This is a genomic window from Tepidibacter sp. Z1-5 (assembly GCF_037844525.1).
In the GTDB taxonomy this organism is placed as follows: domain Bacteria; phylum Bacillota; class Clostridia; order Peptostreptococcales; family Peptostreptococcaceae; genus Tepidibacter_A.
In genome coordinates, this window is sequence record NZ_JBBMMD010000040.1 from 25,726 (window position 1) to 50,913 (window position 25,188).

Genomic DNA, 25,188 nt, shown 5'->3' on the forward strand with positions numbered 1-25,188 from the left:
CTTCAAATGATTAAATTACATCTTCATTGACAATAATTTTTTCATCCATCATGATATTTTTTATGTCTAAAACAATACTTCTTTCTTTTGTTATTCCTTCAAAATAGTAAGTATTAAAATTTGTTATAGTTGAAATATTTTTTTGTATTTCTGATAAATGAATATCCTTACACCCTAGAATTTCGTCAACAGCTATTCCTAACTCTATTTCATTCATATTTATAACAATTACTTTTTTCACATTATCTGCATCTATTTTATTCATAGTAAAGCCTAAAAAATTTCTTATATCTATTACCGATATTATTTTCCCTCTAAAGTTCATTATTCCTACTATAAAAGCAGGTGTACAGGGAAGCATAGTAACATTTTTTATAGAATATACCTCATTTATATATGCAACTTCAACTGCATATTTTTGACTTGAACCATCATCATTTAGCACAAATTCTAGAATTTCAGTACTTTTAAATCTTCCTTCCCCCTTATTTTTTTCCATAAAATACTCCCTTATAATCTATATTTTTAATCATTTGTTTTAAACCCCCTACTGTCATTTCTTCTGAATAAGGAACTATATCCTCCTCATTAAAATTATCAAGTAGTGCAATCACATTTTTAAAATTTTTAAATGCTTGAATATGTTTATCTTGTTTTAAATTTAAATTTCCTAAATCAAAATAAGCCATAATAAAATTTGAGTCAAGATAAATGACTTTTTTTAATGTTATAATAGCTTCGCTAATATTTCCTTGCTCTTGCTGAATACTAGCAAGAAGATAATAATAAAAAGGATTTATTTTATCAATAAAAATAGCCTTTTTACAGCATTCAATAGCTTCTTCAAGTCTTCCCTCATTAGCAAGAGAACGAGATATTATTTCAAGCTCTTGTACATTTATTTTATCATCCTTTGGTAATTCCTCTTCACTTTTTATTGTAATATCACCATTAAACTCTAAATCACTCTGATATGTTCTCATTTCATTTTGTATAACTAATTCTTTTTCTATAGAATTATTGTCAAAGATGTTATTGTTAAATAACTTTACTGGATTATTCTTTTTAATGCTTTTATTATATAAAAACATGTCATTAATATTTACAGATCTAAAAGAACTATTATTAAGAAATAAGCTTTCAGTAGGTGCTACAACAAGCCAACCTCCATTTACAGTACTATTATAAAAACGATTAATTATTTTATTAACCTGATATTTACTAAAATATATAAGAACATTTCTACAAAATATAATATCCATATTTTTGATAATATTGCCATCTAGTATATAAGTTGAATCAGCCAAATTTAAACTATGAAATTTCACAAGTTTTAGTATATCATCCTTAATTTTATAACGCATATCATCCATTCTAATAAAATACTTACTTTTAATACCTAAGTCTACACCTCTAAAAGACCACTCACTATATATTCCTTTTTTAGCCTTACTAAGAGATGAATGATTTATATCCGTAGCAATAATTTCAATATCCCAATTTTTATAATCAGGAATAAGTTCCTTAACTAAAATTGCTATTGAATAGGCTTCTTCCCCAGAAGAACAACCACTACTCCAAATTTTCAAATGTTTACTTCCATATTTTCTTTCATTAATTATATCTGGCAATATTCTTTGTCTCATTGAATCAAATAATTTTTTATCTCTAAAAAAATAAGTTTCCCCAATAGTAAGACAAGTCACCAGATTTTTGAGATCTTCCTTAGACAATTTATTTAAAAGTATTAAATTTGTATATTCTTCAAGACCAATATTTTTTTGTTTTGCTGCATTAGATATACTTCTTGAAAGATCTTTAAATCTTTTTTCTGTAAAGTATAAACCAAACCTTGTTTCTATGAATTTATTTATCTTATGAAGAACATTTTTTGAAATATTATTGGTCATTTTTATCCCTCTACTTAACTTTTAAATTTTAATTTATAGTTACTACTATATTTTTTATTATATATCATATATATTTTTTATGATATATAATATATATTTTTTATGATATATAATATATATTTTTTATTATATATCATATTAAATGCTTCATAAATGTTTTTTTAGTATTCTACAAAAACTAAAAAAACCATACTAAATCACTTCAGTACGATTGTGTATTTAGATTTATAGAAATCATTCTCAGATAGTAATCATATGAGATTATTTTTCACTAAATCTAATATCTAATTCACCTTTTACATCATTATGTTTCGGAGCTTAGAAATCCTATTTAACTACATCTGCAAACAAAAATCTTTGCATTAAAAAACCGTACAAATTTCTCTGTACGGTTACAATCCCAATTGGTGGAGGCGAGGGGAGTCGAACCCCTGTCCGAAAGCTCTTTCCCTAAAGCTTCTACGAGTGTATCTACTATATTAAGTTCTCGTCTTTCCTAGCGCCTAGTAGCGGGCTCTAAGATCGACCAGCCTCAATTTATCCGTCTTTAGTCAAGGCAACCCTAAAGATAGTTCCCCACTTCAATGACGTTCTATTCTAACTCGTGGGCAAGTTAGGTAGAACGAGCAGCTATATTAAGCCGCTAAAGCGTAATTATCGTTTGCGTTTATATTTAGTCCCTAGTTTTTACATGCTCTAGAGAAACATGACTCGCTACCTCAAGTTCCAAACCCCCGTCGAAACCTTTACGCCCCCATGTTTTAGTATTTGCCCGACATTTCTCTTTGAATACGTCTTTGAGCATCTTTTTTAGCTAAATCATGGCGCTTATCATAAAGCTTCTTACCTTTTGCAAGGCCTATAGATACTTTAACCTTACCTCTTTTTAAATATACACTAAGAGGTACTAGTGAGTATCCTTGTTGGTTTATAAGTCCAATAAGTTTTCTTATTTCCTGTTTATGAAGTAATAACTTTCTAGGTCTAAGAGGATCTACATTAAATATATTTCCTTGCTCATATGGGCTTATATGAACTTGTTTTAAAAATACCTCTGTATTATCAATAGAAGCATATCCTTCTGCTAAGTTCAGTTTACCTGCTCTTATAGACTTAACTTCTGTACCTTTAAGTTCGATACCAGCCTCATAGACTTCCTCTATAAAGTAGTTATGTCTAGCTTTTCTATTTGATGCTAAAGTTTTGCTTGGTTCACCCATATTCTCACCTCTTAATACTTCAATACTTATTGTAAAAATAATAATACCATATGCCAAGTTAATTGTCAACATTAAGACTTGAGCTTTTAAACTCAAGTCTTTTTTTATATCATGAGGCAAATTTTATACTATTGTAAGTTCTATTTCTTTAAAATCTATATTAACACTAGACACTTTAACTTTTAAAGCATCTCCTATCTTATATGTTTTTTTAGTGTGTTCTCCAATTAAAACATAGTTATCAGAATCAAATATATAATAGTCATCATTTAAATTAGAAAGTCGTATAAGACCCTCTACAGTGTTCTCTACCTCTACAAACATACCGAATGATGTTACACTAGATATTCTTCCCTCAAATTCCTCTCCAATTCTATCAGCCATATACTCTGCTTTTTTAAGATCTTCTACTTCTCTTTGAGCATCATCTGCTGCTCTTTCTCTTATAGATGACTGATCTGCTGAATACGAAACGATTTTTTTAAGAGATTGAATTCTCTTATCATCTATTTTGCCATTTATAGCTTCTTTTATTATTCTGTGTATTTGAAGATCTGGATATCTTCTTATGGGTGATGTGTAATGAGAATAATATTTTGCAGCAAGCCCAAAATGTCCTGAGCAATCTGGTGAATATTTAGCTTGCTTTAATGATCTTAGCATAAGTGTAGAAACAACCATTTCTTCATTTTTACCTTTAATCTCATGTAAAAGCATTTGTAAACTCTTTGGATGTACTACTTCCAAGTCTCCTTTTATATGATATCCAAATGTTGCTACAAACTTGTTAAACTGCTCTATTTTCTCCGAGTTAGGAGTTTCATGTATTCTATAAACAAAAGGTATTTTAAGCCAGAAAAAATGCTCTGCTACTGTCTCATTGCTGACAAGCATAAATTCCTCTATAATTCTATTAGCTATTCTTCTTTCATATTTCTTAATGTCTAATACCTTTCCATTCTTATCAAGTATTATTTTAGCTTCTGCAAAATCAAAGTCTATAGCACCCCTTGATGATCTTCGCTTCATCAATATTCTTGCAAGTTTTTCCATAGTTCTAAAATCTTCTACTAAGTCGTTATACTTATTTATAAGTTCTTCATCTTCATTTTCAAGTATATCAGATACATCTGTATACACCATTCTAGCCTTAGTATTTATTACAGATTCAACTATTTCGTGATTTACAACATTACCATTATCATCTATTTCCATAAATATAGATAAAGTAAGTCTATCTACATTAGGATTTAAACTACATAGTCCATTTGATAATTTAGTTGGAAGCATAGGAATTACTCTGTCTATTAAATATACAGAAGTTCCTCTTTTTAAAGCTTCTTTATCAAGCTTACTTCCTTCTTTAACGTAGTGAGTTACGTCAGCTATATGAACTCCTAATTTGTGGTTCCCATTATCAAGCACTTCTATTGATACAGCATCATCTAAATCCTTAGCATCTGCTCCATCTATAGTAAAAGTAGTTATATTTCTTAAATCTACTCTTCTTTGTATCTCTTCTTTAGGTACTTCATTGTCTATTTTTTGAGCTTCTGCTAATACTTTATTAGGAAATTCTTCTGGTAATCCCAGTTCCCTGATTACAGATAGTATATCTACACCTTTTTCACCTTTTTTACCCAATACCTCTATTATTTTACCCTCTGGATTTCTTCCTTTTTGAGGCCACTGAGTTATTTCACAAACCACCTTATCTCCATAGGTTGCTCTTAAAGATTCTGCTTTTGGTATATATATATCCCTTGTAAACCTTTTATTGTCTGCTACTACAAATCCAAAGTTTTTGTTAGGTTCATAAACTCCAACCACAGTCTTAATAGATCTTTCAACTATTTTTATAACTTCTCCCTCTGCTCGTCTACTCTCTTTTGCCGTTTCCATTATTCTAGCTACAACCTTATCATTGTGCATAGCTCCATTTAAATGCTCTGCTGGTATAAACAGATCCCCTATTCCCTCTTCATTTGATACTACAAATCCAAATCCTCTTTGATGCATTTGAATTCTTCCAACAAATAAATTCATTTTGCTAGGAAGACCATATCTATTCTTTTTAGTCTTATATATTTCTCCTTCTTCTTCAAGTTCATCTAAAAAGTTATAAAACATAGCTCTTTCAGCCGGGTGTATATCAAATATATTTGAAAGATCCTCTTTTGTTAAAGGATTGTATGCATTTTCTTTCATAAATTTAAGTAATGTCTCTTTCATTCCTGGTACCATCTAATACCTCCTATTAAAATTAAAATTTTAATTATATTAATATCTTTTCCATTTATTATTATTTTAAATACTAATTATTAATAATTTATTAATAATGTAAATTTTAACACTAAACCTTATGATATCATTTTTTTATATATTAATACATCATTTTTTTCTGTTTTTATAAATAATGTCAACCCCTATACTTATTAGTATTAATGGCCAGAACTTAACTAATATATCTATTGTAGATACATCTATAATATTAAAATTTTCTAAAGTCCATCCTACTCCTAAAACCATAAAAAATATACCCCAAATCACTCCACCTCTGTTCACATTAACCATCTCCCTGTTTTTTTACTATAATATATATTCCAATTACAATAAAAATTATAGGCCACAATTTTTCTATCTTTATCCAGTATAAATACTCGTCTATCAAGCTAAAAACACCTATTAAAATTAATATACTTCCAAATACAATCTTATTTTTTCTAGATTTATCCGTATCATATCTAGATACACCTTCTTCATATTTGTGTTTATTAATATTATATTCACTAAAGGTCTCTTGTGGTATTATAACTGCACATATTATATAAGCGAAAATTCCTAATCCACCTGCAAAGAATGCTAATATCCATAAAACTCTAACTATAGTTGAGTCAATATCAAAATATTTTGCCAATCCTCCACAAACTCCAGTTAAAACCTTATCATCTAAAGATCTATAAACTTTTTTATCCATGAAATCATTCCTTTCTCAATATATTTTCCTTTTAATAGCAAAAGAACTGTATATTAATATAATATACAGTTCTTTTGGATATATAAACCTTTATTTTAATAATTTTAGTAATATTCCTCCATACTGAACAAATAATGGAGCAAATACCAAAGATACTATAGTCATAAGCTTAATTAAAATGTTTATAGATGGACCTGATGTATCTTTGAATGGATCTCCTACTGTATCTCCTACAACAGCTGCTTTATGAGGTTCACTTCCTTTACCTCCATGATTTCCTGCTTCTATATATTTTTTTGCATTATCCCATGCACCACCTGCATTTGACATCATTATAGCCATAAGTATTCCCGATACTAATGCCCCAGCTAAAAGACCTCCTAGACCCTCTGTTCCAAGTAATAATCCAGCTAATACAGGAGATAATACCGCAAGAACTCCAGGTAATACCATTTGCTTTAAAGCAGATGCTGTAGATATATCTACACATTTTGCATAATCTGGCTTTGTAGTTCCCTGCATTATTCCAGGCATTTCTCTAAACTGTCTTCTAACTTCTTCTATCATCTCAAAAGCAGCTTTCCCTACAGCCTCCATAGTCATTGATGAGAATAAAAACGGAAGCATACCACCGATTAACATACCTGATATAACTACAGGATTAGTTATATCTATTCCACTAAGGTTTGCAGCTGCTGTATATGATGCAAATAAAGCAAGTGCTGCAAGTGCTGCTGATCCTATAGCAAATCCTTTTCCAATCGCCGCTGTAGTATTTCCAACAGAATCTAGTTTATCAGTGATATCTCTAACCTCACTTGGAAGTTCACACATTTCTGCTATTCCACCTGCATTATCAGCTATAGGTCCATAAGCATCTACAGCTATTGTCATTCCAGCAGTTGATAACATACCTACAGATGCAAGTGCTATTCCATAAATACCCAAAACAGAATAAGCCAATAATATTCCAAAAGCCATAACCATTATAGGCCATAATGTAGATTTCATTCCAACTGCAAGACCAGATATTATAGTCGTAGCAGGTCCTGTTTCAGATTGATTCGCAATTTTTTGTACATGAGAATAGTCACCAGATGTATATATTTCAGTCAATTGACCTATACACATTCCAACTATTATACCTATTAACACTACCCAAAAACCCTTAAAATCTCCTAATAAATTATTGGATAATACAATTCCAAAACCCATAGTTAAAACTGACGATACATAAGTTCCCATTTTAAGTGCTTTGTGAGGATCACTCTTTTCATCTGACTTTACAAAGAATGTACCTACTATACTTCCTATTATCCCTCCTGCGGATAATAATAAAGGAAATATAGCTCCATTTATACCGTATGCTATAAGCCCAAGTGTTATAGCAGCTATTAATGATCCTACGTATGATTCAAACAAATCAGCACCCATACCTGCAACATCTCCTACATTGTCCCCTACATTATCAGCTATAACAGCAGGATTTCTAGGATCATCTTCTGGTATTCCTGCTTCTACTTTACCTACGAGATCTGCTCCTACATCAGCAGCCTTTGTATATATTCCTCCTCCAACACGCCCAAATAAGGCAAGCGAAGATGCTCCAAGACCGAATCCTGTAAGTATCTTTGCTGATTCAGATGGATTATTTCCTAACTTACAAAGAATTAGAAATAAAAAACCAATTCCTAAAATACCAAGACCTACTACTGTCATTCCCATCACAGCACCACCCGAAAATGCAATGCTTAGTGCCTTGTTCATTCCATCTTTTTGGGCTGCATTTGCAGTTCTTACATTTGCTTTTGTTGCAACTTTCATACCAAAAAAACCTGCCAATGTAGAGAATAACGCTCCTACTAAAAAACATACTCCAGTAAGTGGGTTTATAAATAAACATAAAACTATAAATATAGCTGCTACAAATAAAACCAAACTTTTGTACTCTCTAGTCAAAAAAGCCATTGAACCTTCTTGTATATACGAAGAAATTTCTTTCATCCTGTCAGTACCAACCTCTACCCTGTTAATTTTATTTGCTAGTATAAATGCAAATATCAAGGCTATAATACCTGAAATCGATGCAATGCCGGCATATGAGATCATTCTCTCAACATCCCCCTTCAAGATTTATTTTAGCTTTTAAATAGCTATATTAAGTTTATATTATTTTATTTGTCCTATTATGATATATAATTTCCTTAAAAATTAAAAATGACGCTTATTAAAATACCTTATAAGGTATTTTAATAAGCGTCATTTTTAATTAAACACTATATAAAATTATTGTATAGCAACTAATGCTAATGCCACTATTATAAATAAAGTTGCACAAACAGATGTTACCTTTGAAAATAAAGCATCTAAACCTCTTGCTTTAGTTCCTATAACTTGTTCTGCCCCTCCTGCTATACTTCCAGAAAGACCTGCACTTTTTCCTGATTGAAGCAATACACTTACAATCAACACTATACTACTTATAAATTGAATTACCATTAAAAAAGTTTTCATGCTACACCTCCTTGATTTTAAGCTAAATTAATATAGTTAGTTTAACATATATAAATTAATCATTCAATAAAAAATTCGACTACTCGCTAACGCGGTGACTCATATCGCCAACGATCCTTAACAGGCTCCGTTGCTCAAAAATAGTTGATACTACAGTTCTTTAATCAATAGTATGCATATATCCAAGTTTTTATAATGTAGAGTAAATAAAAATAGGAAGGATATATATCCTCCCTATCATTTTTAATTATTTTAAGTTAAAGAAAGCTTTCATTCCAGGATATTGAGCTACTTCACCAACTATTTCTTCAATTCTTAATAATTGGTTGTACTTAGCAACTCTATCAGTTCTACAAGGAGCACCAGTCTTGATTTGTCCTGCATTAAGTGCAACAGCTAAATCAGCTATAATAGTATCTTCAGTTTCTCCTGATCTATGAGATATAACAGCTGTGTATCCAGCTCTGTTAGCCATTTGTATAGCATCTAGAGTCTCAGTTAAAGTTCCTATTTGGTTAAGCTTTATAAGTATAGAATTTGCTATACCATTTTCTATACCTTTTGATAATCTTTCAGTGTTAGTAACGAATAAATCGTCTCCAACTAATTGAATTTTGTTACCTAATTTTTCAGTAAGTAACTTCCATCCATCCCAATCATCTTCGTCTAATGCATCTTCAAGAGATATAATTGGATATTTTTCAACTAAGCTAGCGTAGAAATCTACCATTTCTTCAACAGATAATTCTCTTCCTTCTCCAGCTAATACATACTTCTTAGTTTCTTTGTTATAGAACTCTGTAGCAGCTGCATCTATAGCTATTCTAATATCTTTTCCTGGCTCGTATCCAGAAACTTTAACAGCCTCAACTATTACTTGTAAAGCTTCTTCATTTGATGCTAAGTTTGGAGCAAATCCTCCCTCGTCACCTACACCAGTTCCAAGTCCTTTTTCTTGTAATACTTTCTTTAAGTTATGGTATACTTCAGCACACATTCTTAAAGCTTCTTTGAAACAACAAGCTCCAACAGGCATAATCATGAATTCTTGAATATCAACGTTGTTATCAGCATGCTCTCCACCATTTAATATGTTCATCATCGGAACTGGAAGTTGCTTTGCATTTACCCCACCAATATATTGGAATAATGGAAGTCCTAATTCTTCAGCAGCAGCTCTAGCTACAGCCATAGAAACTCCAAGTATTGCATTAGCTCCTAATTTTCCTTTGTTTTTAGTTCCATCAAGCTCTATTAAAAGATTATCTATTCCTACTTGATCAAATATATTCATACCTTCAAGTTCTGGAGCTATTATGTTGTTTACATTGTCAACAGCTTTAGTAACTCCTTTACCTAAGTATCTTCCTTTATCTCCATCTCTAAGTTCAACAGCTTCAAATGCTCCAGTAGAAGCTCCAGATGGAACTATTGCTCTTCCTACTTCTCCACTTTCAAGCATTACTTCAACCTCTACAGTTGGATTTCCTCTTGAATCTAATATTTCTCTAGCGTATACTTCTTGAATAAAACTCATATTTGTTTCTCCTCTCTAAATTAACAAATTTATTGTAGTATTTTTATATTTTACTTTATAAGAAGACTGTTACCAGTCATTTCCTCAGGTTTTTGTATGTTCATAGTGTCAAGTAAAGTAGGTGCTAAATCACAAAGTTTACCTCCATCTTTTAACTTAACATCTTCATCAGTTATAAATATACATGGAACTTCATTTGTAGAATGTGAAGTAACTGTATTTCCATTTTCATCACACATATGCTCAGCATTTCCATGATCTGCTGTTATTATAGCTTTTCCACCTAATGAAACTATCTTGTCTATGATTTTTCCAAGACATTCATCTATAGTTTCAACAGCTTTAACAGTAGCATCTATAACTCCTGTATGTCCTACCATATCTGGATTTGCATAATTTAAAACTATAAAATCATACTTATCTTCATCAAGTCTTTGAAGTAAATTTTCTGTAACTTCATAGGCTGACATTTCAGGTTTTAAATCATATGTTGCAACCTTAGGAGATGGTATTAAGCATCTCTCTTCTCCTTCATTAGGATCTTCTACCCCTCCATTAAAGAAGAATGTAATATGAGCATATTTTTCAGTTTCTGCAATTCTAAGTTGTTTTATACCCTTAGAACTTAAATATTCACCCAATGTATTACTAAGTTTTTGTGGCTTAAATGCAACATTTACCTCTTTTATAGTTATATCATATTGAGTCATACAAACAAATACAGTATCTATATAATCCCTTTTAAATCCATCAAATTCTCTTGATGCTATACTTCTTGTTATTTGTCTTGCTCTATCTGGTCTAAAGTTAAAAAATACGATTGAATCATTTTCTTCTATTTTAGCTATCGGCTTATCATTTTCAAGAATTACAGTAGGAAGTACAAATTCATCAGTTTTATCATCATTATATGCTTTTTCAACTGCTTCTTTTGCACTGTTTGCTGTTTCTCCTTCAGATAATACCATGCTGTTATATCCAAGTTCGATTCTTTCCCATCTATTATCTCTGTCCATTGAATAGTATCTTCCTGAAACAGTAGCTATTTTACCTACTCCTATTTCTTTCATATAAGATTCTATTTCTTCTATATATTTAACTGCACTTTTAGGATCTGTATCTCTTCCATCTAAGATTGCATGTACGTATACTTTTTCAAGACCTTCTTTTTTTGCAAATTCTAAAAGTCCTTTTAAATGATTTATATGAGAATGTACTCCACCATCAGACAAAAGACCCATTATATGAAGATTTCTATTGTTTTCTTTTGAATTATTCATAGCTTTTAATAATTCTTCATTTTTAAAGAAATCTTTATCTTTTATAGATTTAGTTATTCTAGTAAGCTCTTGGTATACTATTCTTCCTGCTCCAATATTTAAGTGTCCAACCTCTGAATTTCCCATTTGACCATCTGGAAGTCCAACGTATTCTCCACTCGTCTGTATTGAAGTACAAGGATATTTTGTTGCATATTCACTCATATTAGGAGTTTTAGCTTGTTTTATCGCATTTCCTAAATCCGAATTATTTATACCCCAACCATCTAATATGATTAAAGCTGTAGGCTTTTTCATGTCTATCAACTCCTTAGAAATTAACAAGTTCTACGTAATCTTTTGGTTGAAGACTAGCTCCACCAACTAAAGCACCATCTATATCTGATTCATTCATTATTTCTTCTACGTTAGCTGGCTTAACACTTCCACCATATTGTATTCTAACTTCTTCTGCAGTTTCCTCAGAGTACACATTAGCTACAACTTCTCTTATATAAGAGATAACATCATTAGCATCTTTACTGCTAGATGTTTTTCCTGTACCTATAGCCCATATCGGCTCATAAGCTATAACTATATCCTTTATATCTTTTTCATCTATGTTTACTAAAGCTTTCTCAACTTGAACTTTAACTATATCCTTAGTTTTATCAGCTTCTCTTTCTTCTAAAGTTTCACCAACACATACTATAGGATTTATTTTGTATTCTAAAGCTTTTATAACCTTTTTATTTACAGTTTCATCAGTTTCATTGAAGTATTGTCTTCTCTCAGAGTGACCTATTACAACATAGTCAACATCTATCTCTTTTAACATAAGAGGAGATATTTCTCCAGTAAAAGCGCCATTTTCTTCAAAGTGCATATTTTGAGCACCAATTTTAATATTAGTTCCTTTAGAAACTTCTTTTAAATCCTTAAGTAATGTAAATGGAGCACAAATAACTGCTTCAACATCAGTTCCATTTATTTCAGATTTAACTTCATTAACAAATTCAACAGCTTCTTTTATAGTTTTATGCATTTTCCAGTTTCCTGCAATAATAGGTTTTCTCATAACTACACTCCCCTTTTAAATTATTTATTATTTAAAGCTACTATTCCTGGAAGCTCTTTTCCTTCTAAGAATTCAAGTGAAGCTCCACCACCAGTAGATATGTGAGTCATTTTATCTCCAAAGCCTAATATATTTACAGCAGCAGCACTGTCTCCGCCACCAATTACAGTTGTAGCATCTGCATCTGCCATAGCTTTAGCAACTTCTACAGTTCCTTTTGCAAAGTTTTCAAACTCGAATACTCCCATAGGTCCATTCCATATAACTGTTTTAGCTTCTTTAACAGCATCAGCATATAATTTTGCAGTTTTAGGTCCTATATCAAGCCCCATAAATCCTTCTTTTATGTTTTCATCTTCTGTAACAACAGGAGCTGTATCTTTATCAAACTTTTCTCCAGTAATATGATCAACTGGAAGTAATAATTTAACTCCTTTTTCTTTTGCTTTTTTAACCATTTCTATTGAATAATCCATTTTATCTTCTTCAAGTAAAGAAGTTCCGATTTCATATCCTTGTGCTTTTAAGAATGTGTAAGCCATTCCGCCACCAATTATTAATGTATCTACTTTTTCAAGTAAGTTATTTATAACATTTATCTTATCAGAAACTTTTGCTCCTCCAAGTATTGCTACAAAAGGTCTTACTGGAGTTTCAACTGCTTCTCCTAAGAATTTTAATTCTTTTTGAATTAAGTATCCACATACGCTAGTTTCTACAAATTCAGTAACTCCAACAGTAGAACAGTGAGCTCTATGAGCAGTTCCAAATGCATCATTTACAAATACATCTGCTAAAGATGCTAATTCTTTTGAGAAGTTTTCTTCATTTTTAGTTTCTTCTTTTCTATATCTAGTATTTTGAAGTAAAACTACATCTGAGTTTTTCATATCATCAACTGCTTTTTTAGCATTTTCTCCTACAACATTATCATCTGCTGCAAATACAACTTCTTTATTTAACATTTCTGATAATCTCTTCGCTACAGGAGCTAAAGAAAGCTCTGGCTTAGCTTCTCCCTTTGGCTTACCTAAGTGAGAACATAAAATAACTTTTGCTCCGTTTTCTATTAAGTACTTTATAGTAGGTAAAGCTCCTACTAATCTATTTTCATCAGTTATAACTCCATCTTTTAAAGGTACATTAAAGTCGCATCTTACTAATACTTTTTTTCCGTTCACATCTATATTTTCTATAGTCTTTTTATTTAACATTGACATAATATACAACTCCTTTTCGCTATAAAGTATATCACATTTTCATAAAAATGTTATACTTTTTTACATTTTGATTCAAATATAAAAAGTCCTGAGTCCGTAGTATACACTACAAACCCGGACTTGTTTAAAACTCAAATTATAGTATTATTTTGAAAGATTTACAAAGTGTTGTAAAGTTCTTATTAATTGAGCTGTATATGACATTTCATTATCATACCAAGAAGCAACCTTAACTAATTGCTCTCCATTAACTTCCATAACCTTAGTTTGAGTAGCATCGAATAATGATCCGAAATGCATTCCAATTATATCAGAAGATACTAATGGCTCCTCAGTATATCCGTATGATTCATTAGCAGCAGCCTTCATAGCTTCGTTAACTTCTTCTGCAGTCACTTTATTTTCAAGTGTACAAACAAGTTCAGTTAATGAACCAGTTATTACTGGAACTCTTTGAGCTCCTCCGTCTAATTTACCTTTAAGTTCTGGTATAACAAGACCTATAGCTTTAGCAGCTCCTGTTGATCCTGGAACTATGTTAGCAGCAGCAGCTCTAGCACGACGAAGATCTCCTTTTCTATGTGGTGCATCTAATGTATTTTGGTCATTAGTGTAAGCATGTATAGTAGTCATAAATCCTTTTGTTAAGTTAAATTTATCATTTAATACCTTAACCATTGGTGCTAAACAGTTAGTAGTACAAGAAGCTCCTGATATAACTGTTTCTGATCCATCTAATATATCATGGTTAACATTGAATACTACAGTTTTTAAGTCACCTGTTGCTGGTGCAGATATAACAACTTTCTTAGCTCCAGCTTTGATGTGTGCTTCTGCTTTTGTTTTGTCAGCGAAGAATCCAGTACACTCAAGTACTACATCTACTCCTATTTCTCCCCAAGGTAAGTTTTCTGGGTTAGCTTCAGCAGTTACCTTTATTTCTTTTCCGTTTACAACAAAAGCTCCTTCTTTAACTTCTATTTCTCCATTGAAACGTCCTTGAGCTGAATCATACTTTAATAAATGAGCTAATGTTTTAGCATCTGTTAAGTCATTTATTGCAACCACTTCAAATTCGCTTTTATCAAGCATTGTTCTTAATGCTAATCTACCTATTCTTCCAAATCCATTAATAGCAACTTTAATCATGTTTATTCCTCCTAGTTAATTTATATTTTAAATTATGAATTAATTTATTGTATTAAATCAATTCACATATTTTATTTGCAGCACCTTCATCAGTAACTAATACTAAATCCTTTTTTATCTTTGAAATAGCAAGTATTGCTTCTGCTTTTCTACTTCCTCCAACTATTCCTATAGTATTTCTTATTGCTTTGAAATTTTCAAGCTTTATACCTATAGTACTAGTCTCATATATTATTTCGCCATCTCTGTTAAAATAATACCCAAAAGCCTCACCTACAGCTTCTTTTGACATTATATATTGGTATTCAGAATCAGGCATCTTTCTTCTTCTTGCCATATCATCTGCTCTTCCAACACCAAATACTAAAACATCTACATTTTGTATATGGCTTAAAGTTTTATTTATCTCAGGTTCTAATATTAATCTATTTATAGTTTCTTCAGTTACATTATCAGGAACATGTAAAAGTTTATAGTTTCCTCCAAACTTCTTCCCAATTATTGCAGCTATATTGTTTGATTGTGTTTCTACCTCTTTGCCAAGTCCTCCTCTAGCTGGAACTACCAAAATATTTTCATATCTTTTTGTTTCATGACAGCAATTAGCAAACTCAAGCATAGTATTTCCGCCAGTGACTCCTATTATATAGTTATTTTTTATTATTTTAGTAAGATATTTGTAAGTTGCTTTACCTATATCTTTTATAACAAGAGAGTCCTCATCAGCATTTCCAGGTAGTATTATAACTTTTTTAATGCCTAGTTTTTTCTTTATTTTTTCTTCTAACTCAGAAATACCCATTATTTCATCCATGAATATCTTCAAATCATTAAGCAGATTGAGTCCATTTTCATTTATGCTCATTCCAGAAGTATATATTTTTATAAGATCTTGTTTTTTCAAAAATTCAACTTCTGACCTAACTACTCTCTCGCTTAAATCCAATTTATTTGAAAGAGATCTTCTTCCTATGGATTCATTTAATGATATCTGATTTAATATTTTGTATCTTCTATACATAACATCTAAAATCTCAGGCATTATTTTTTTCTGAATTTGTATCAAATTTTTCATAAGCTCATACCTCTTAGGCTTTTTTGGTCCCTGTGTTCATTTTATGTCCCTGTGCTTCTATTTTTTTAGTGGGAACTAAAAAGTCCCTATGATTTTTTTTAGTCCCACCTCTTGTTTTAATTCTATACCAACATAGAAATTTTTTCAATATTTTTTTGAAATAATATTATTTTTTTTATTTTATTTTTAATTTTCAAGAAAATTCTTTTCTTTTAGAAGATGATCTTATACCTAGATCTTCTCTATATTTTGCAACAGTTCTTCTAGATATATTTATATCCTTTATTTCTAATAGAGTACATATCTTTGAATCACTATATGGTTTTTTCTTATCTTCAGAGTTTATTATTTCCTTTATTATATTTTTTATACTAGTAGATGCTATATCTTCTTGTTGCTTTAGTCCACTACTGAAAAAGTACTTTAACTCAAACATTCCATGCGGAGTTACTATATATTTTCCATTTACACCTCTACTAACTGTTGATTCATGTATTTCTAAATTTTGAGCTATATCTTTTAATATTAATGGCTTTAAATACTTATTTCCATTTTCAAAAAATTCATATTGATACTTTACTATTTCTTTCGAAATTTTAAGTATAGTATTTTTTCTACTTTCTATATTCTTAACTAAATTAAATGCAGAATTTAATTTTTCTTTTATATACTGCTTAGCATTTTCGTCATCTTGAGAATTTTTTAATATTTCTTCATAAAATTTATTTATCTTTATATGAGTAGTATTTTTTTCATTTAGATAGACTTCATATTCTCTTCCTATTTTTTCGACTATAACATCTGGTGTTATATAATTATTTTTCGAATAAGTATATTTATTTCCAGGCTTTGGATCTAACATTTTTATTACATTTACTATTTCAACACATTTTTCCATATTTATTTTATATTTTTTACACACTTCTTTATATTTTTTATCTGCTAATAATTTCAAATCATCTTCAACAATATTTTCTAAAACATTATCTTGTATATTTTTTTCTCTTAATTGAATCATTAAGCACTCTTCTATATTTCTGGCTCCTATACCACTTGGTTCAAGAGTCTGAACTACCTTTAAGTTTTTCATTAGATTTTCTTTAGTTATTTTTAATGTATTTGAGACTTCCTCTATATCGCTTTTAAAATATCCGTGTTCATCTATTGAATCTATTATATATTCAGCTATTTCTTTGTCTTTTTTATTTAAATCATAATAATTTATTTGATTTTTTAAATATTCATATAAATTCATATTGTATTTAATCATATTTTCTAAATTATAATCTTCATTGTCATAATTTACTGAACTTCCTTGATTATAGGTTCTATTATTTATATTATCTATATATTTTTCCCAATCTATATTATCATTTTTATCCACCTCTATAACAGGATTTTCTTCTCTTTCTTTAGATATAACTTCTTCTAAATCTTGAGTACTCATATTTAATATATCTAAAGACTGTTTTAATTGTTTTGTAAGAACTAACTTTTGACTTTGATTTAATTCTAAACCAAAATTTATTTTCATAAAAATCCCCCTTTACGTTAAACTCATATTTAATAATATTATTATATCAAAAAAAATTTATTTGATTTCAATTTAATATGTATCACTGTATTTATTTGCCTTTTGTTTGTTTTAAATTCCATTTATTTGCCTTTCTTGAAATTTTTGATATATATATTTTACTATAAAATCTAGTTTTTTTGACATACTAATTAAAAGTTCAACATTTTTCCGTTTTATAAGGAGGCTATAAAATGATTAAAAATTTTAGATTACATGTTTTAAGCTTTGTGTTTTTATTGATATTCGGTTGTGCAAGCATATCTTATGCCGATACTGTTTATACAGTAGTTAAAGGTGATAGCATGTGGAAAATTGCTGTAAAATACGAAATTGGATTATCCGAAATAATAAGTGCTAATTCTCACATTAAAAATCCAGCACTTATATATCCAGGAGATAAGCTTACCATTCCTCAAATCAATGATGTAAAAGCTATTGAAAATGAAGTTGTAAGACTTGTAAATGTAGAAAGATCAAAAAATGGTTTAAGCCCACTTACTCAAAACTGGGAATTATCAAGAGTTGCAAGATATAAATCTCAAGATATGATAAATAAAAACTATTTTTCTCATACATCACCAACTTATGGAAGTCCATTTGATATGATGAAAAACTTTGGTATAAGTTACTCAACTGCAGGAGAAAATATAGCTTATGGTCAAAAAACAGCTGCTGAAGTTATGAATTCTTGGATGAACTCTCCAGGACATAGAAAAAATATATTATCTCCTAATTTTACTCAAATAGGAGTAGGTCTTGCTACTAAGTCTAACGGAACAAAATATTGGACTCAAATGTTTATAAGACCTTAAATAATTTTGTGCTTTGAGCAAAAATGAAGGGTATTAAAATACCGTGAATGTGTTAAATATTTTTATAAAACTAAGCATTACATCTTATTGAATATCCTAAAAGTTCTAAACTCACTCTGTTCAAACAACGAACTTTCTTAACGGATATTCAATCGATGTAATGCAAGTTTTATACAAAAACATTTAAATCATTCACTAACATTTTAATACCCTTTATTTGGTATGTATTTTATAAATCATATTCTCTCTCAAATAGATTTATATACGTATTATTTACTACTAATTCCATGCCCATTATAAATATTTAAGTACATGTAACCAACTTCATGTTATTAGCCTAATGTTAAGTTAAAGTTGTAGTAAAATTTGTATAATGTTTTAACCAAGTATCATGCAAATCTAAATGAGTATAAATCTGCGATGCATATATAAATACCTTAATCTAATTATCTTGATTTAAATATTGATTCTTTCATCCTTCAATATCCATTATGATATTCTTACATATATAAGTTAAATCTTTATTAATATTTAGTTCTATTTTTTTGTGCAATTCAACATATTCATTCATATTTTGATTAAGAAACTCATCATTGAAAACTTTTTTGATGACTTTTCAATTAATCCATTATAACGAGGCCCTTTAAACATTTCTGATTCACCAATTTACTCTATTTGATTGATATATATTTTTTTAATCGTTTAGTCCCAGTATAATATATATTCATCAGTGTACATAACACGTTTTTAAATAAGCTCATTAGCTTGATTTTAATGGTAGTTGGTTTTGGTGCAAAAGCAGCCTATAGATATTATGTTTGAGTATTTTATTTGTATTAGATGTTGATTGGTGTTGCCATGGGGAATATATTAATAACTCCTTCTAATGATATTAGTTATATACAATATCTAATAAGAATTTTATTAAAAATAAGTTCCCCTCATTTATACTTATTTTTTTTATGCTTAAGCTTTAAAAGGGGGTTCTCCAAAGCTTTTATCCAAAGAGATAGCTATTTCATTATTTCTATCGCCTTCTTCTTTTTCACCTAACATATATTGGGTTGTAGCTAAGCTGTAGTAACCTAAAGCAAAATCAGGCTTGTTTTTTATTGCCATTTTATAACATTTTTTAGCTTTTTTAAACTCTTTTAAAATACAAAACATAGTACCTAAATTATTATATGCATCAATATGTAGTGGATCTATAGAGATAACTTTTTCATAATATTTAATTGCTTCATTTATATTATTTATTGCATAAAAAGTATTTGCAATGTTAAAGTTTGAATGGATATAATTAGGATTAATCTCTATAGACTTTAAATACATATCTATAGACTTTTTGAATTCTTTTAATTCATATAAAGCATTTCCTAATTTAAAATATACTTCAAAATCACTACTGTCTAATTTAATGTATTTTTTATATGCTTGAACACTCTCAGTATATTTTCCTAAATTTAAAAAAGCATTTCCTAAATTTAAAAGAGCTGATGCAAAATTTTTATTTATTTTAATAGCTTTTTTAATATAACTAATAGCTTTTTTATAGGATTCTAATTTAATATAGATAGCTCCAAGATTATTGTATGCTTCAGCCAAATTAGGGTTTAATTCTATAGCCTTTTTATAATTTTTAATAGCATTATCTATATAATTAGATTTTTGTAATGCTGTTGCCAAGTTAGAGTATAATTCTGCTTTATTTGGATTAAACCGTATTCCAGCTTTATAAACTTGTATAGCCTCACCTACTAATTCTAATTCACTTAATGAATTAGCTAAATTATTATAATACATATATTCATATGGATTTAAATTTATCGCTTTTTCACAAAGTTCTTTTGATTCTTTATATCTTTTCATTTTATAAAGTAAAACACCATAATCATTATATACATCATCATAATTAGAATTGATATTAATTGCATTTTTATATTGTTTTTCAGCCTCTTCATAATTACCCATACTGCTATAAACACTTCCCATTATTTTATATATTTCGTAATCATTTGGTTCTATATTGATTATTTTTTTAATAATCTCTAATGCCTTTTTAAATTCTTTCAGTTCCTCATATAGTAATGCTAATCCATAGTAAGCGTTAACTGATTCAGGATATAATTCAATCTCTTTTTTGTACATTCTTTTCGCATCATCGTATAATTTTAAATCACAATAAATATTTCCTAGATTGTTATGTACATCTTTATGATTTGCATTTAACTTCAAAACTGTTTCATAACATTTTTTTGCGGCTTTATAATCATTCAACTTAACCTGTGTATTTCCTAAATTATAATATGCCAATATATTGCTAGAATCTAATTCTATAGCTTTTAAAAAATTTGTTTTTGCAACTTTAAACTTTTCTTCTTCATATAAAAAAATAGCTCTATATAAATATCCATAAGAATAATTATTATATTTCTCAATAAATGAATCTACTAATACTTGTTTTTCTTCTTTATCTTTAATGAATGATATATTTATTAGTTCCTCTATCAATTGATAGTTATCAAATTTTATAAAATCTAAAATCTGTTTATACTTGTCCTTCATTAATTTATTTAATGGTATAGAGTTGATATCTGATAATTGATTCATAAATTCAGCAATTAATCGAGAAATTTGTTCGATTATTTTTATTTCTTCATATATTGGAATACTATTCAAAATATCTAATCCACTTACTTCATTTTTTAATTGATTTAGTTGTTCCTCCCAATGTTTTATGTACTTAAGTCTACCTCTTATCTGAAAAATTTCAGCATCATCTAAAATAATAGGCAATATCCTTCCTTTATAATTTTCATCTTTTGTAAATTCTAAAACCTCATACATACAATTCTTTGATTTTAAATAACTACTACTTACTATCATAATCACATAGTCAGCATTCCTAATATTTTTCATAAATTCCTTAATACTATCTTTAAAATTTAGATTTCTTTCATCTCTAATAAATCTTATTCCCATCATCTGAAAATCTTTGTCAATTTTATCTACAATCTCTTTATCATTCCACGAATAGGATATAAAAATCTTTGGTATATTCACTTTTAAATCTCTCCATTCCAAACTACATATTCTAATTATATATTAACTCTTTGTATTTGGTATTTACTGTACTTTTACAACCTATAGTGCTGAATTCTTTCTTTTCTAATACATCAAACTGCTTCTTCATCAATTCTATGTTTATATTCTGATACAAACTCATTAACTGTTATTTCTTTTTTTTATACATCTATTTGACTATATAAAAAAACAAATTCCCATTATAGACATTATTTATAGTATCAATTTCAATTGCATAGGAAAATTATACCATATAAATTAATTAAAGGGTTATCAAGAGAAGTAGAATTATTTCTTATCTTTTTTGCATGATAAAAATATTGAGGCAAGATTTAATTTTATAATATAATAATTACAATTTAAAACTCTCTATAAAAATGTTAGTGAATGCTTTTAGATATTTTGATTAATATAACTTAGTTTTTGTCGTTTAATAATGCGTTAAGAAATTTGCGTGTCTGACCATAGGGAGTTCGCAAATTTTAGAATTATTAATAAGACAAAGGCTTAGTTGTATTCAAAATATCGTTGCATGAGCGGTATTTTTATAGAGAGTTTTAGATAACCCACAGAATCTAAATATCTTTATTTGTTATTCTAAAAAAGATGTGCCTTTAATTGGCACATCTTTTCTTTATATACTTATATTCTTTTTTATTATAATAATCTATCTAATCCTTGTTTTAAATCATCTATTATATCTTCTACATCTTCAAGACCTACTGATAATCTTACAAGTCCATCACTTATTCCCGCTTGCATTCTTTCTTCTGGAGTATACGGAGAGTGAGTCATAGATGCTGGATGTTGAATTAATGTTTCGCAATCTCCTAAACTAACTGCTAATGTGCAAAGTTCAAGGCTGTTTATGAATTTTATTCCTTCAGCTATTCCACCCTTAACTTCAAAAGCTATCATAGCACCTGGCATGTCCATTTGTTTTTTAGCTATATCATATTGTTCATGATCTTCAAATCCTGGATAATATACTTTATCTATAGCTTCATGATTTTTTAAGAATTTTGCAACTTCGATTGCATTTTCACAGTGTCTCTTCATTCTTACATCTAAAGTTTTTAATCCTCTTATTATTAAGTATGCATCAAACGGACTAAGAACTGCTCCTGTCATGTCCTTTACTCCAAATAATCTAACATTATTTATAAACTCTTGCTTTCCTACTACAAATCCTGCTATAACATCGCCATGACCATTTAAATATTTAGTAGCAGAGTGCACTACAACATCAGCTCCAAGTTCAATAGGTCTTTGAATAAAAGGTGTACAGAACGTACTATCAACCATTAATATACAATCTTCTTTTTCATGAGTAACCTTAGCTACTGCTTCAATATCAACAACCTTTAAAGTTGGATTAGCAGGTGTTTCTATGTATACAACCTTAGTATTATCCTTCATAGCTTTTTTAATATTATCTGCATTAGATGCATCTACAAAAGTAACTTCCACACCAAATCTTGTAAGTCCATGATTTAAAAGTGCAAAAGTACATCCATATAAAGTTTCATCCGCAACTATATGATCTCCAGCTTTTAAAGCAGTCCAAAGTGCAGATGATATAGCTCCTATACCTGAAGCTGTAGACATACAAGCTTCAGCATTTTCAAGAGTTGCTACTTTTTCTTCTAATTGTGTAGAAGTCGGGTTGCCAAGTCTTGTATATATATATCCTGGCTCCTCAAGTGCAAATCTTCTTCCACCTTGCTCTGCATTATCAAATACAAAAGTAGATGTTTGATATATAGGAGTAGTTAAAGCTCCTGATACAATATCCTTCTTATGACCAGCGTGAATAGTCTTTGTAGAAAAACCAGCTTTCTTTAAATTATAATTACTCATATTATATCCCCTCCATATAATATTTTACATGTTAATTTATCCACTTACAAGGGGATTAGTCTGTATTTTTAGATTTGTTTGAATCTTTTAAATTTTATCAACAAATCTAAAAAAGCCAGATAGAAAAATTCTATCTGACTCAATATTTACTCTTATATACTATCTATAAGTTTTTTTAAATCAACCTCATCAAACTGATGACTTGTATTACAAAAATGACAAGTAAGTTCTGCCTTTTTATCAGTCTCAAGTATTTCTTCTAAATCCTTCTTACCTATACTAATCAGTGCTCTTTCAAATCTTTCCTTGCTACAATCACACTCAAATCCAACCTCATACTTATCAAGAATATCATGATCAAGACCTTCCAGTACTATATCTAATATATCTTCTGGCATTTTTCCTTCAGCTATTAAAGTTGATATAGGCTTCATATCTGATAAGTTTTTTTCTAATATCTGTATGCTTTCTTCACAAGCATCAGGAAGAAGCTGAATTATAAACCCTCCCGATGCTTTTATTGAATAATCAGTATCAACTAATACACCTAAAGCTATTGCAGATGGTTGTTGCTCTGAATATGCATAGTATGCAGTAAAGTCCTCTGCTATTTCTCCATTTACTAACGGATATGAACCTATATATGGTTTTTTAAGACCTAAATCCTTTATAACAGTTATAGTTCCTTGTGTTCCAACAGCAGCTCCAACATCAAGCTTACCAGCATACTTAGGAGGAACGTCAGCAAAAGGATTTGATACATATCCCTTTACCATTCCCTTTGAATTACTAACTATAACTATATTGCCCACAGGTCCATCACCTTTTATCTGAACTGTTAATTTATCATTTTCATTTTTCATCATAACACCCATCATAGATGTAGCAGTTAAAGTTCTTCCAAGTGCAGCACTTGCAACCGGAGTTGTATTATGTATCTTTCTAGCCGTCTCTACCATATCTGTAGTATATGCGGCAAAAGCTCTTATACTGTGATTTCCAGCACTCGCTCTAATTATGTAATTTTTCATATTTGCCTCCTTACGAATATTATCTATAATTGAAAATATTATAACTTAATTTCATATTAAAATTCCCTGATATTAAGTTTCACTTTATCAGGGAAAAAGTATATCATCTAAATAATAGGCAGTCAATTATGTTATATTATTTTTTACACACAAAAAACGCTCTCTCACTTTCTTCATCTGCATTAAAAAAAGTAAAATCTTTATATACCTTAATATCTTCAAATCCCGCATCTTTCAGCATTTGTAATATTTCATCATTTTTATAAGCTCTTTGATAATGAGTTTCTTCAAACTTTTGATAGTGTTCTCCATCTCTTGTAAAGAATGCTAGATCCATCTCTACTATATCACTCTCATCGTCAAAATAATTTTCCCAAATATAAGTTATATCTTCTCTATTTTCTCCAAAAGTGTTGTTGCCAAGTATATTTGATAATTTATTATATGAGCTTATATCAAATATGAATACACCTTTATGCTTAAGAAGTTCATATACATTATTAAATATACTCTGTATATCTTCATCCTCCAATATATAATTGAATCCATCACATGCACATAAAACACAATCTAAGTTGTAAATTTCAAAATCAAGTTCAGTCATATCCTGATTTAAAAATATAACCTCTATTCCTTCATCTATACACTTTTCTCTTGCTACACTAAGCATATCTTCCGATATATCGATTCCTAAAATATCATAGTTTTTTTTAGCAAAAGGTATAGTTAAATTACCTGTTCCACATGCAAGCTCTAATATATTTTTCACATCTACATTTTCTTTTTCTATTATTTTTTCTATATACTCTACCCATTTATCATAATCTACATTATCCATTAAATTATCGTATATGAATGCGAAATCTTTATACTGCATATCCTTCTC

At 29.3% G+C, this 25,188-nt stretch carries 20 protein-coding genes and 1 other RNA gene; 1 reads left to right on the plus strand and 20 read right to left on the minus strand.

The window, feature by feature from the left end; genetic code table 11:
• Nucleotides 1-10: 10 nt before the first annotated feature.
• The 16 genes from WJW32_RS10130 to rpoN all read right to left on the minus strand — a co-directional run bounded on the left by WJW32_RS10130 (nucleotide 11) and on the right by rpoN (nucleotide 17,473).
• Complete coding sequence (locus WJW32_RS10130) at nucleotides 11-499, minus strand: chemotaxis protein CheW (RefSeq protein WP_340257920.1); 489 nt, start codon at nucleotides 497-499, stop codon at nucleotides 11-13.
• Entirely contained in the window at nucleotides 486-1,910 is a 1,425-nt protein-coding gene (locus WJW32_RS10135; protein ID WP_340257922.1) for a CheR family methyltransferase, read from the minus strand. The genes WJW32_RS10130 and WJW32_RS10135 overlap by 14 nt, the downstream gene beginning before the upstream one ends.
• A 405-nt stretch (nucleotides 1,911-2,315) precedes the next feature.
• Nucleotides 2,316-2,666, minus strand: a transfer-messenger RNA (tmRNA) gene (gene ssrA, locus WJW32_RS10140).
• 5 nt (nucleotides 2,667-2,671) lie between these two features.
• The gene (gene smpB, locus WJW32_RS10145; RefSeq protein ID WP_340257924.1) at nucleotides 2,672-3,130 is read right to left on the minus strand and encodes an SsrA-binding protein SmpB; all 459 of its coding nucleotides are present in this window, start codon (nucleotides 3,128-3,130) and stop codon (nucleotides 2,672-2,674) included.
• Nucleotides 3,131-3,253: 123 nt separating this feature from the next.
• On the minus strand, nucleotides 3,254-5,374 hold the full coding sequence (rnr, locus tag WJW32_RS10150; RefSeq protein ID WP_340257926.1) for a ribonuclease R: 2,121 nt from the start codon (nucleotides 5,372-5,374) through the stop codon (nucleotides 3,254-3,256).
• A gap of 147 nt (nucleotides 5,375-5,521) precedes the next feature.
• Nucleotides 5,522-5,695 carry a LiaF transmembrane domain-containing protein gene (locus WJW32_RS10155; RefSeq protein ID WP_340257928.1) on the minus strand — a complete coding sequence of 58 codons (174 nt, stop codon included), beginning with the start codon at nucleotides 5,693-5,695 and terminating at the stop codon, nucleotides 5,522-5,524.
• Between the two features lies 1 nt (nucleotide 5,696).
• Nucleotides 5,697-6,107, minus strand: a complete 411-nt coding sequence (locus WJW32_RS10160) for a PspC domain-containing protein (protein WP_340257930.1) — start codon at nucleotides 6,105-6,107, stop codon at nucleotides 5,697-5,699.
• Nucleotides 6,108-6,197: 90 nt separating this feature from the next.
• Complete coding sequence (locus WJW32_RS10165; RefSeq protein WP_340257932.1) at nucleotides 6,198-8,216, minus strand: sodium-translocating pyrophosphatase; 2,019 nt, start codon at nucleotides 8,214-8,216, stop codon at nucleotides 6,198-6,200.
• A gap of 177 nt (nucleotides 8,217-8,393) precedes the next feature.
• Nucleotides 8,394-8,621 carry a preprotein translocase subunit SecG gene (secG, locus tag WJW32_RS10170; RefSeq protein ID WP_340257934.1) on the minus strand — a complete coding sequence of 76 codons (228 nt, stop codon included), beginning with the start codon at nucleotides 8,619-8,621 and terminating at the stop codon, nucleotides 8,394-8,396.
• 247 nt (nucleotides 8,622-8,868) lie between these two features.
• Nucleotides 8,869-10,158, minus strand: a complete 1,290-nt coding sequence (eno, locus tag WJW32_RS10175; RefSeq protein ID WP_340257936.1) for a phosphopyruvate hydratase — start codon at nucleotides 10,156-10,158, stop codon at nucleotides 8,869-8,871.
• A 50-nt stretch (nucleotides 10,159-10,208) separates the two neighbouring features.
• Nucleotides 10,209-11,735 carry a 2,3-bisphosphoglycerate-independent phosphoglycerate mutase gene (gene gpmI / locus WJW32_RS10180; RefSeq protein ID WP_340257938.1) on the minus strand — a complete coding sequence of 509 codons (1,527 nt, stop codon included), beginning with the start codon at nucleotides 11,733-11,735 and terminating at the stop codon, nucleotides 10,209-10,211.
• 13 nt (nucleotides 11,736-11,748) lie between these two features.
• Nucleotides 11,749-12,495 carry a triose-phosphate isomerase gene (gene tpiA / locus WJW32_RS10185; protein WP_340257940.1) on the minus strand — a complete coding sequence of 249 codons (747 nt, stop codon included), beginning with the start codon at nucleotides 12,493-12,495 and terminating at the stop codon, nucleotides 11,749-11,751.
• Between the two features lie 20 nt (nucleotides 12,496-12,515).
• Nucleotides 12,516-13,715: a phosphoglycerate kinase gene (locus tag WJW32_RS10190; protein ID WP_340257942.1), complete on the minus strand. Its 1,200-nt coding sequence runs from the start codon at nucleotides 13,713-13,715 to the stop codon at nucleotides 12,516-12,518.
• A gap of 144 nt (nucleotides 13,716-13,859) precedes the next feature.
• The gene (gene gap / locus WJW32_RS10195; protein WP_340257944.1) at nucleotides 13,860-14,864 is read right to left on the minus strand and encodes a type I glyceraldehyde-3-phosphate dehydrogenase; all 1,005 of its coding nucleotides are present in this window, start codon (nucleotides 14,862-14,864) and stop codon (nucleotides 13,860-13,862) included.
• Nucleotides 14,865-14,916: 52 nt separating this feature from the next.
• A complete protein-coding gene (locus WJW32_RS10200) occupies nucleotides 14,917-15,939 on the minus strand; it encodes a sugar-binding transcriptional regulator (RefSeq protein WP_340257946.1) in 1,023 nt (340 codons plus the stop codon).
• A 193-nt stretch (nucleotides 15,940-16,132) separates the two neighbouring features.
• Nucleotides 16,133-17,473: an RNA polymerase factor sigma-54 gene (rpoN, locus tag WJW32_RS10205; protein ID WP_340257948.1), complete on the minus strand. Its 1,341-nt coding sequence runs from the start codon at nucleotides 17,471-17,473 to the stop codon at nucleotides 16,133-16,135.
• Between the two features lie 233 nt (nucleotides 17,474-17,706).
• Here rpoN and safA point away from each other — a divergent pair, with 233 nt between their 5' ends.
• Nucleotides 17,707-18,327: a SafA/ExsA family spore coat assembly protein gene (gene safA, locus WJW32_RS10210; RefSeq protein ID WP_340257950.1), complete on the plus strand. Its 621-nt coding sequence runs from the start codon at nucleotides 17,707-17,709 to the stop codon at nucleotides 18,325-18,327.
• Nucleotides 18,328-19,293: 966 nt separating this feature from the next.
• Here safA and WJW32_RS10215 read toward each other — a convergent pair.
• From WJW32_RS10215 to WJW32_RS10230, 4 genes are all read right to left on the minus strand, one after another.
• Nucleotides 19,294-21,390, minus strand: coding sequence for a tetratricopeptide repeat protein (locus WJW32_RS10215; RefSeq protein WP_340257952.1), 2,097 nt, complete (start codon nucleotides 21,388-21,390; stop codon nucleotides 19,294-19,296).
• A gap of 678 nt (nucleotides 21,391-22,068) precedes the next feature.
• Nucleotides 22,069-23,271 carry a methionine gamma-lyase gene (megL, locus tag WJW32_RS10220; protein ID WP_340257954.1) on the minus strand — a complete coding sequence of 401 codons (1,203 nt, stop codon included), beginning with the start codon at nucleotides 23,269-23,271 and terminating at the stop codon, nucleotides 22,069-22,071.
• Nucleotides 23,272-23,423: 152 nt separating this feature from the next.
• Nucleotides 23,424-24,302: an Hsp33 family molecular chaperone HslO gene (gene hslO / locus WJW32_RS10225; RefSeq protein ID WP_340257956.1), complete on the minus strand. Its 879-nt coding sequence runs from the start codon at nucleotides 24,300-24,302 to the stop codon at nucleotides 23,424-23,426.
• Between the two features lie 136 nt (nucleotides 24,303-24,438).
• Nucleotides 24,439-25,179 carry a class I SAM-dependent DNA methyltransferase gene (locus WJW32_RS10230; protein WP_340257958.1) on the minus strand — a complete coding sequence of 247 codons (741 nt, stop codon included), beginning with the start codon at nucleotides 25,177-25,179 and terminating at the stop codon, nucleotides 24,439-24,441.
• Between the last annotated feature and the right edge of the window lie 9 nt (nucleotides 25,180-25,188).

Bases quoted from the DNA above. Each gene is read 5' to 3' on its own strand.
- WJW32_RS10130 (WP_340257920.1), bottom strand. From the start codon at position 499: ATGGAAAAAAATAAGGGGGAAGGAAGATTTAAAAGTACTGAAATTCTA.
- WJW32_RS10135 (WP_340257922.1), bottom strand. From the start codon at position 1,910: ATGACCAATAATATTTCAAAAAATGTTCTTCATAAGATAAATAAATTC.
- smpB (WP_340257924.1), bottom strand. From the start codon at position 3,130: ATGGGTGAACCAAGCAAAACTTTAGCATCAAATAGAAAAGCTAGACAT.
- rnr (WP_340257926.1), bottom strand. From the start codon at position 5,374: ATGGTACCAGGAATGAAAGAGACATTACTTAAATTTATGAAAGAAAAT.
- WJW32_RS10160 (WP_340257930.1), bottom strand. From the start codon at position 6,107: ATGGATAAAAAAGTTTATAGATCTTTAGATGATAAGGTTTTAACTGGA.
- WJW32_RS10165 (WP_340257932.1), bottom strand. From the start codon at position 8,216: ATGATCTCATATGCCGGCATTGCATCGATTTCAGGTATTATAGCCTTG.
- secG (WP_340257934.1), bottom strand. From the start codon at position 8,621: ATGAAAACTTTTTTAATGGTAATTCAATTTATAAGTAGTATAGTGTTG.
- eno (WP_340257936.1), bottom strand. From the start codon at position 10,158: ATGAGTTTTATTCAAGAAGTATACGCTAGAGAAATATTAGATTCAAGA.
- gpmI (WP_340257938.1), bottom strand. From the start codon at position 11,735: ATGAAAAAGCCTACAGCTTTAATCATATTAGATGGTTGGGGTATAAAT.
- tpiA (WP_340257940.1), bottom strand. From the start codon at position 12,495: ATGAGAAAACCTATTATTGCAGGAAACTGGAAAATGCATAAAACTATA.
- WJW32_RS10190 (WP_340257942.1), bottom strand. From the start codon at position 13,715: ATGTCAATGTTAAATAAAAAGACTATAGAAAATATAGATGTGAACGGA.
- gap (WP_340257944.1), bottom strand. From the start codon at position 14,864: ATGATTAAAGTTGCTATTAATGGATTTGGAAGAATAGGTAGATTAGCA.
- WJW32_RS10200 (WP_340257946.1), bottom strand. From the start codon at position 15,939: ATGAAAAATTTGATACAAATTCAGAAAAAAATAATGCCTGAGATTTTA.
- rpoN (WP_340257948.1), bottom strand. From the start codon at position 17,473: ATGAAAATAAATTTTGGTTTAGAATTAAATCAAAGTCAAAAGTTAGTT.
- safA (WP_340257950.1), top strand. From the start codon at position 17,707: ATGATTAAAAATTTTAGATTACATGTTTTAAGCTTTGTGTTTTTATTG.
- megL (WP_340257954.1), bottom strand. From the start codon at position 23,271: ATGAGTAATTATAATTTAAAGAAAGCTGGTTTTTCTACAAAGACTATT.
- hslO (WP_340257956.1), bottom strand. From the start codon at position 24,302: ATGAAAAATTACATAATTAGAGCGAGTGCTGGAAATCACAGTATAAGA.
- WJW32_RS10230 (WP_340257958.1), bottom strand. From the start codon at position 25,179: ATGCAGTATAAAGATTTCGCATTCATATACGATAATTTAATGGATAAT.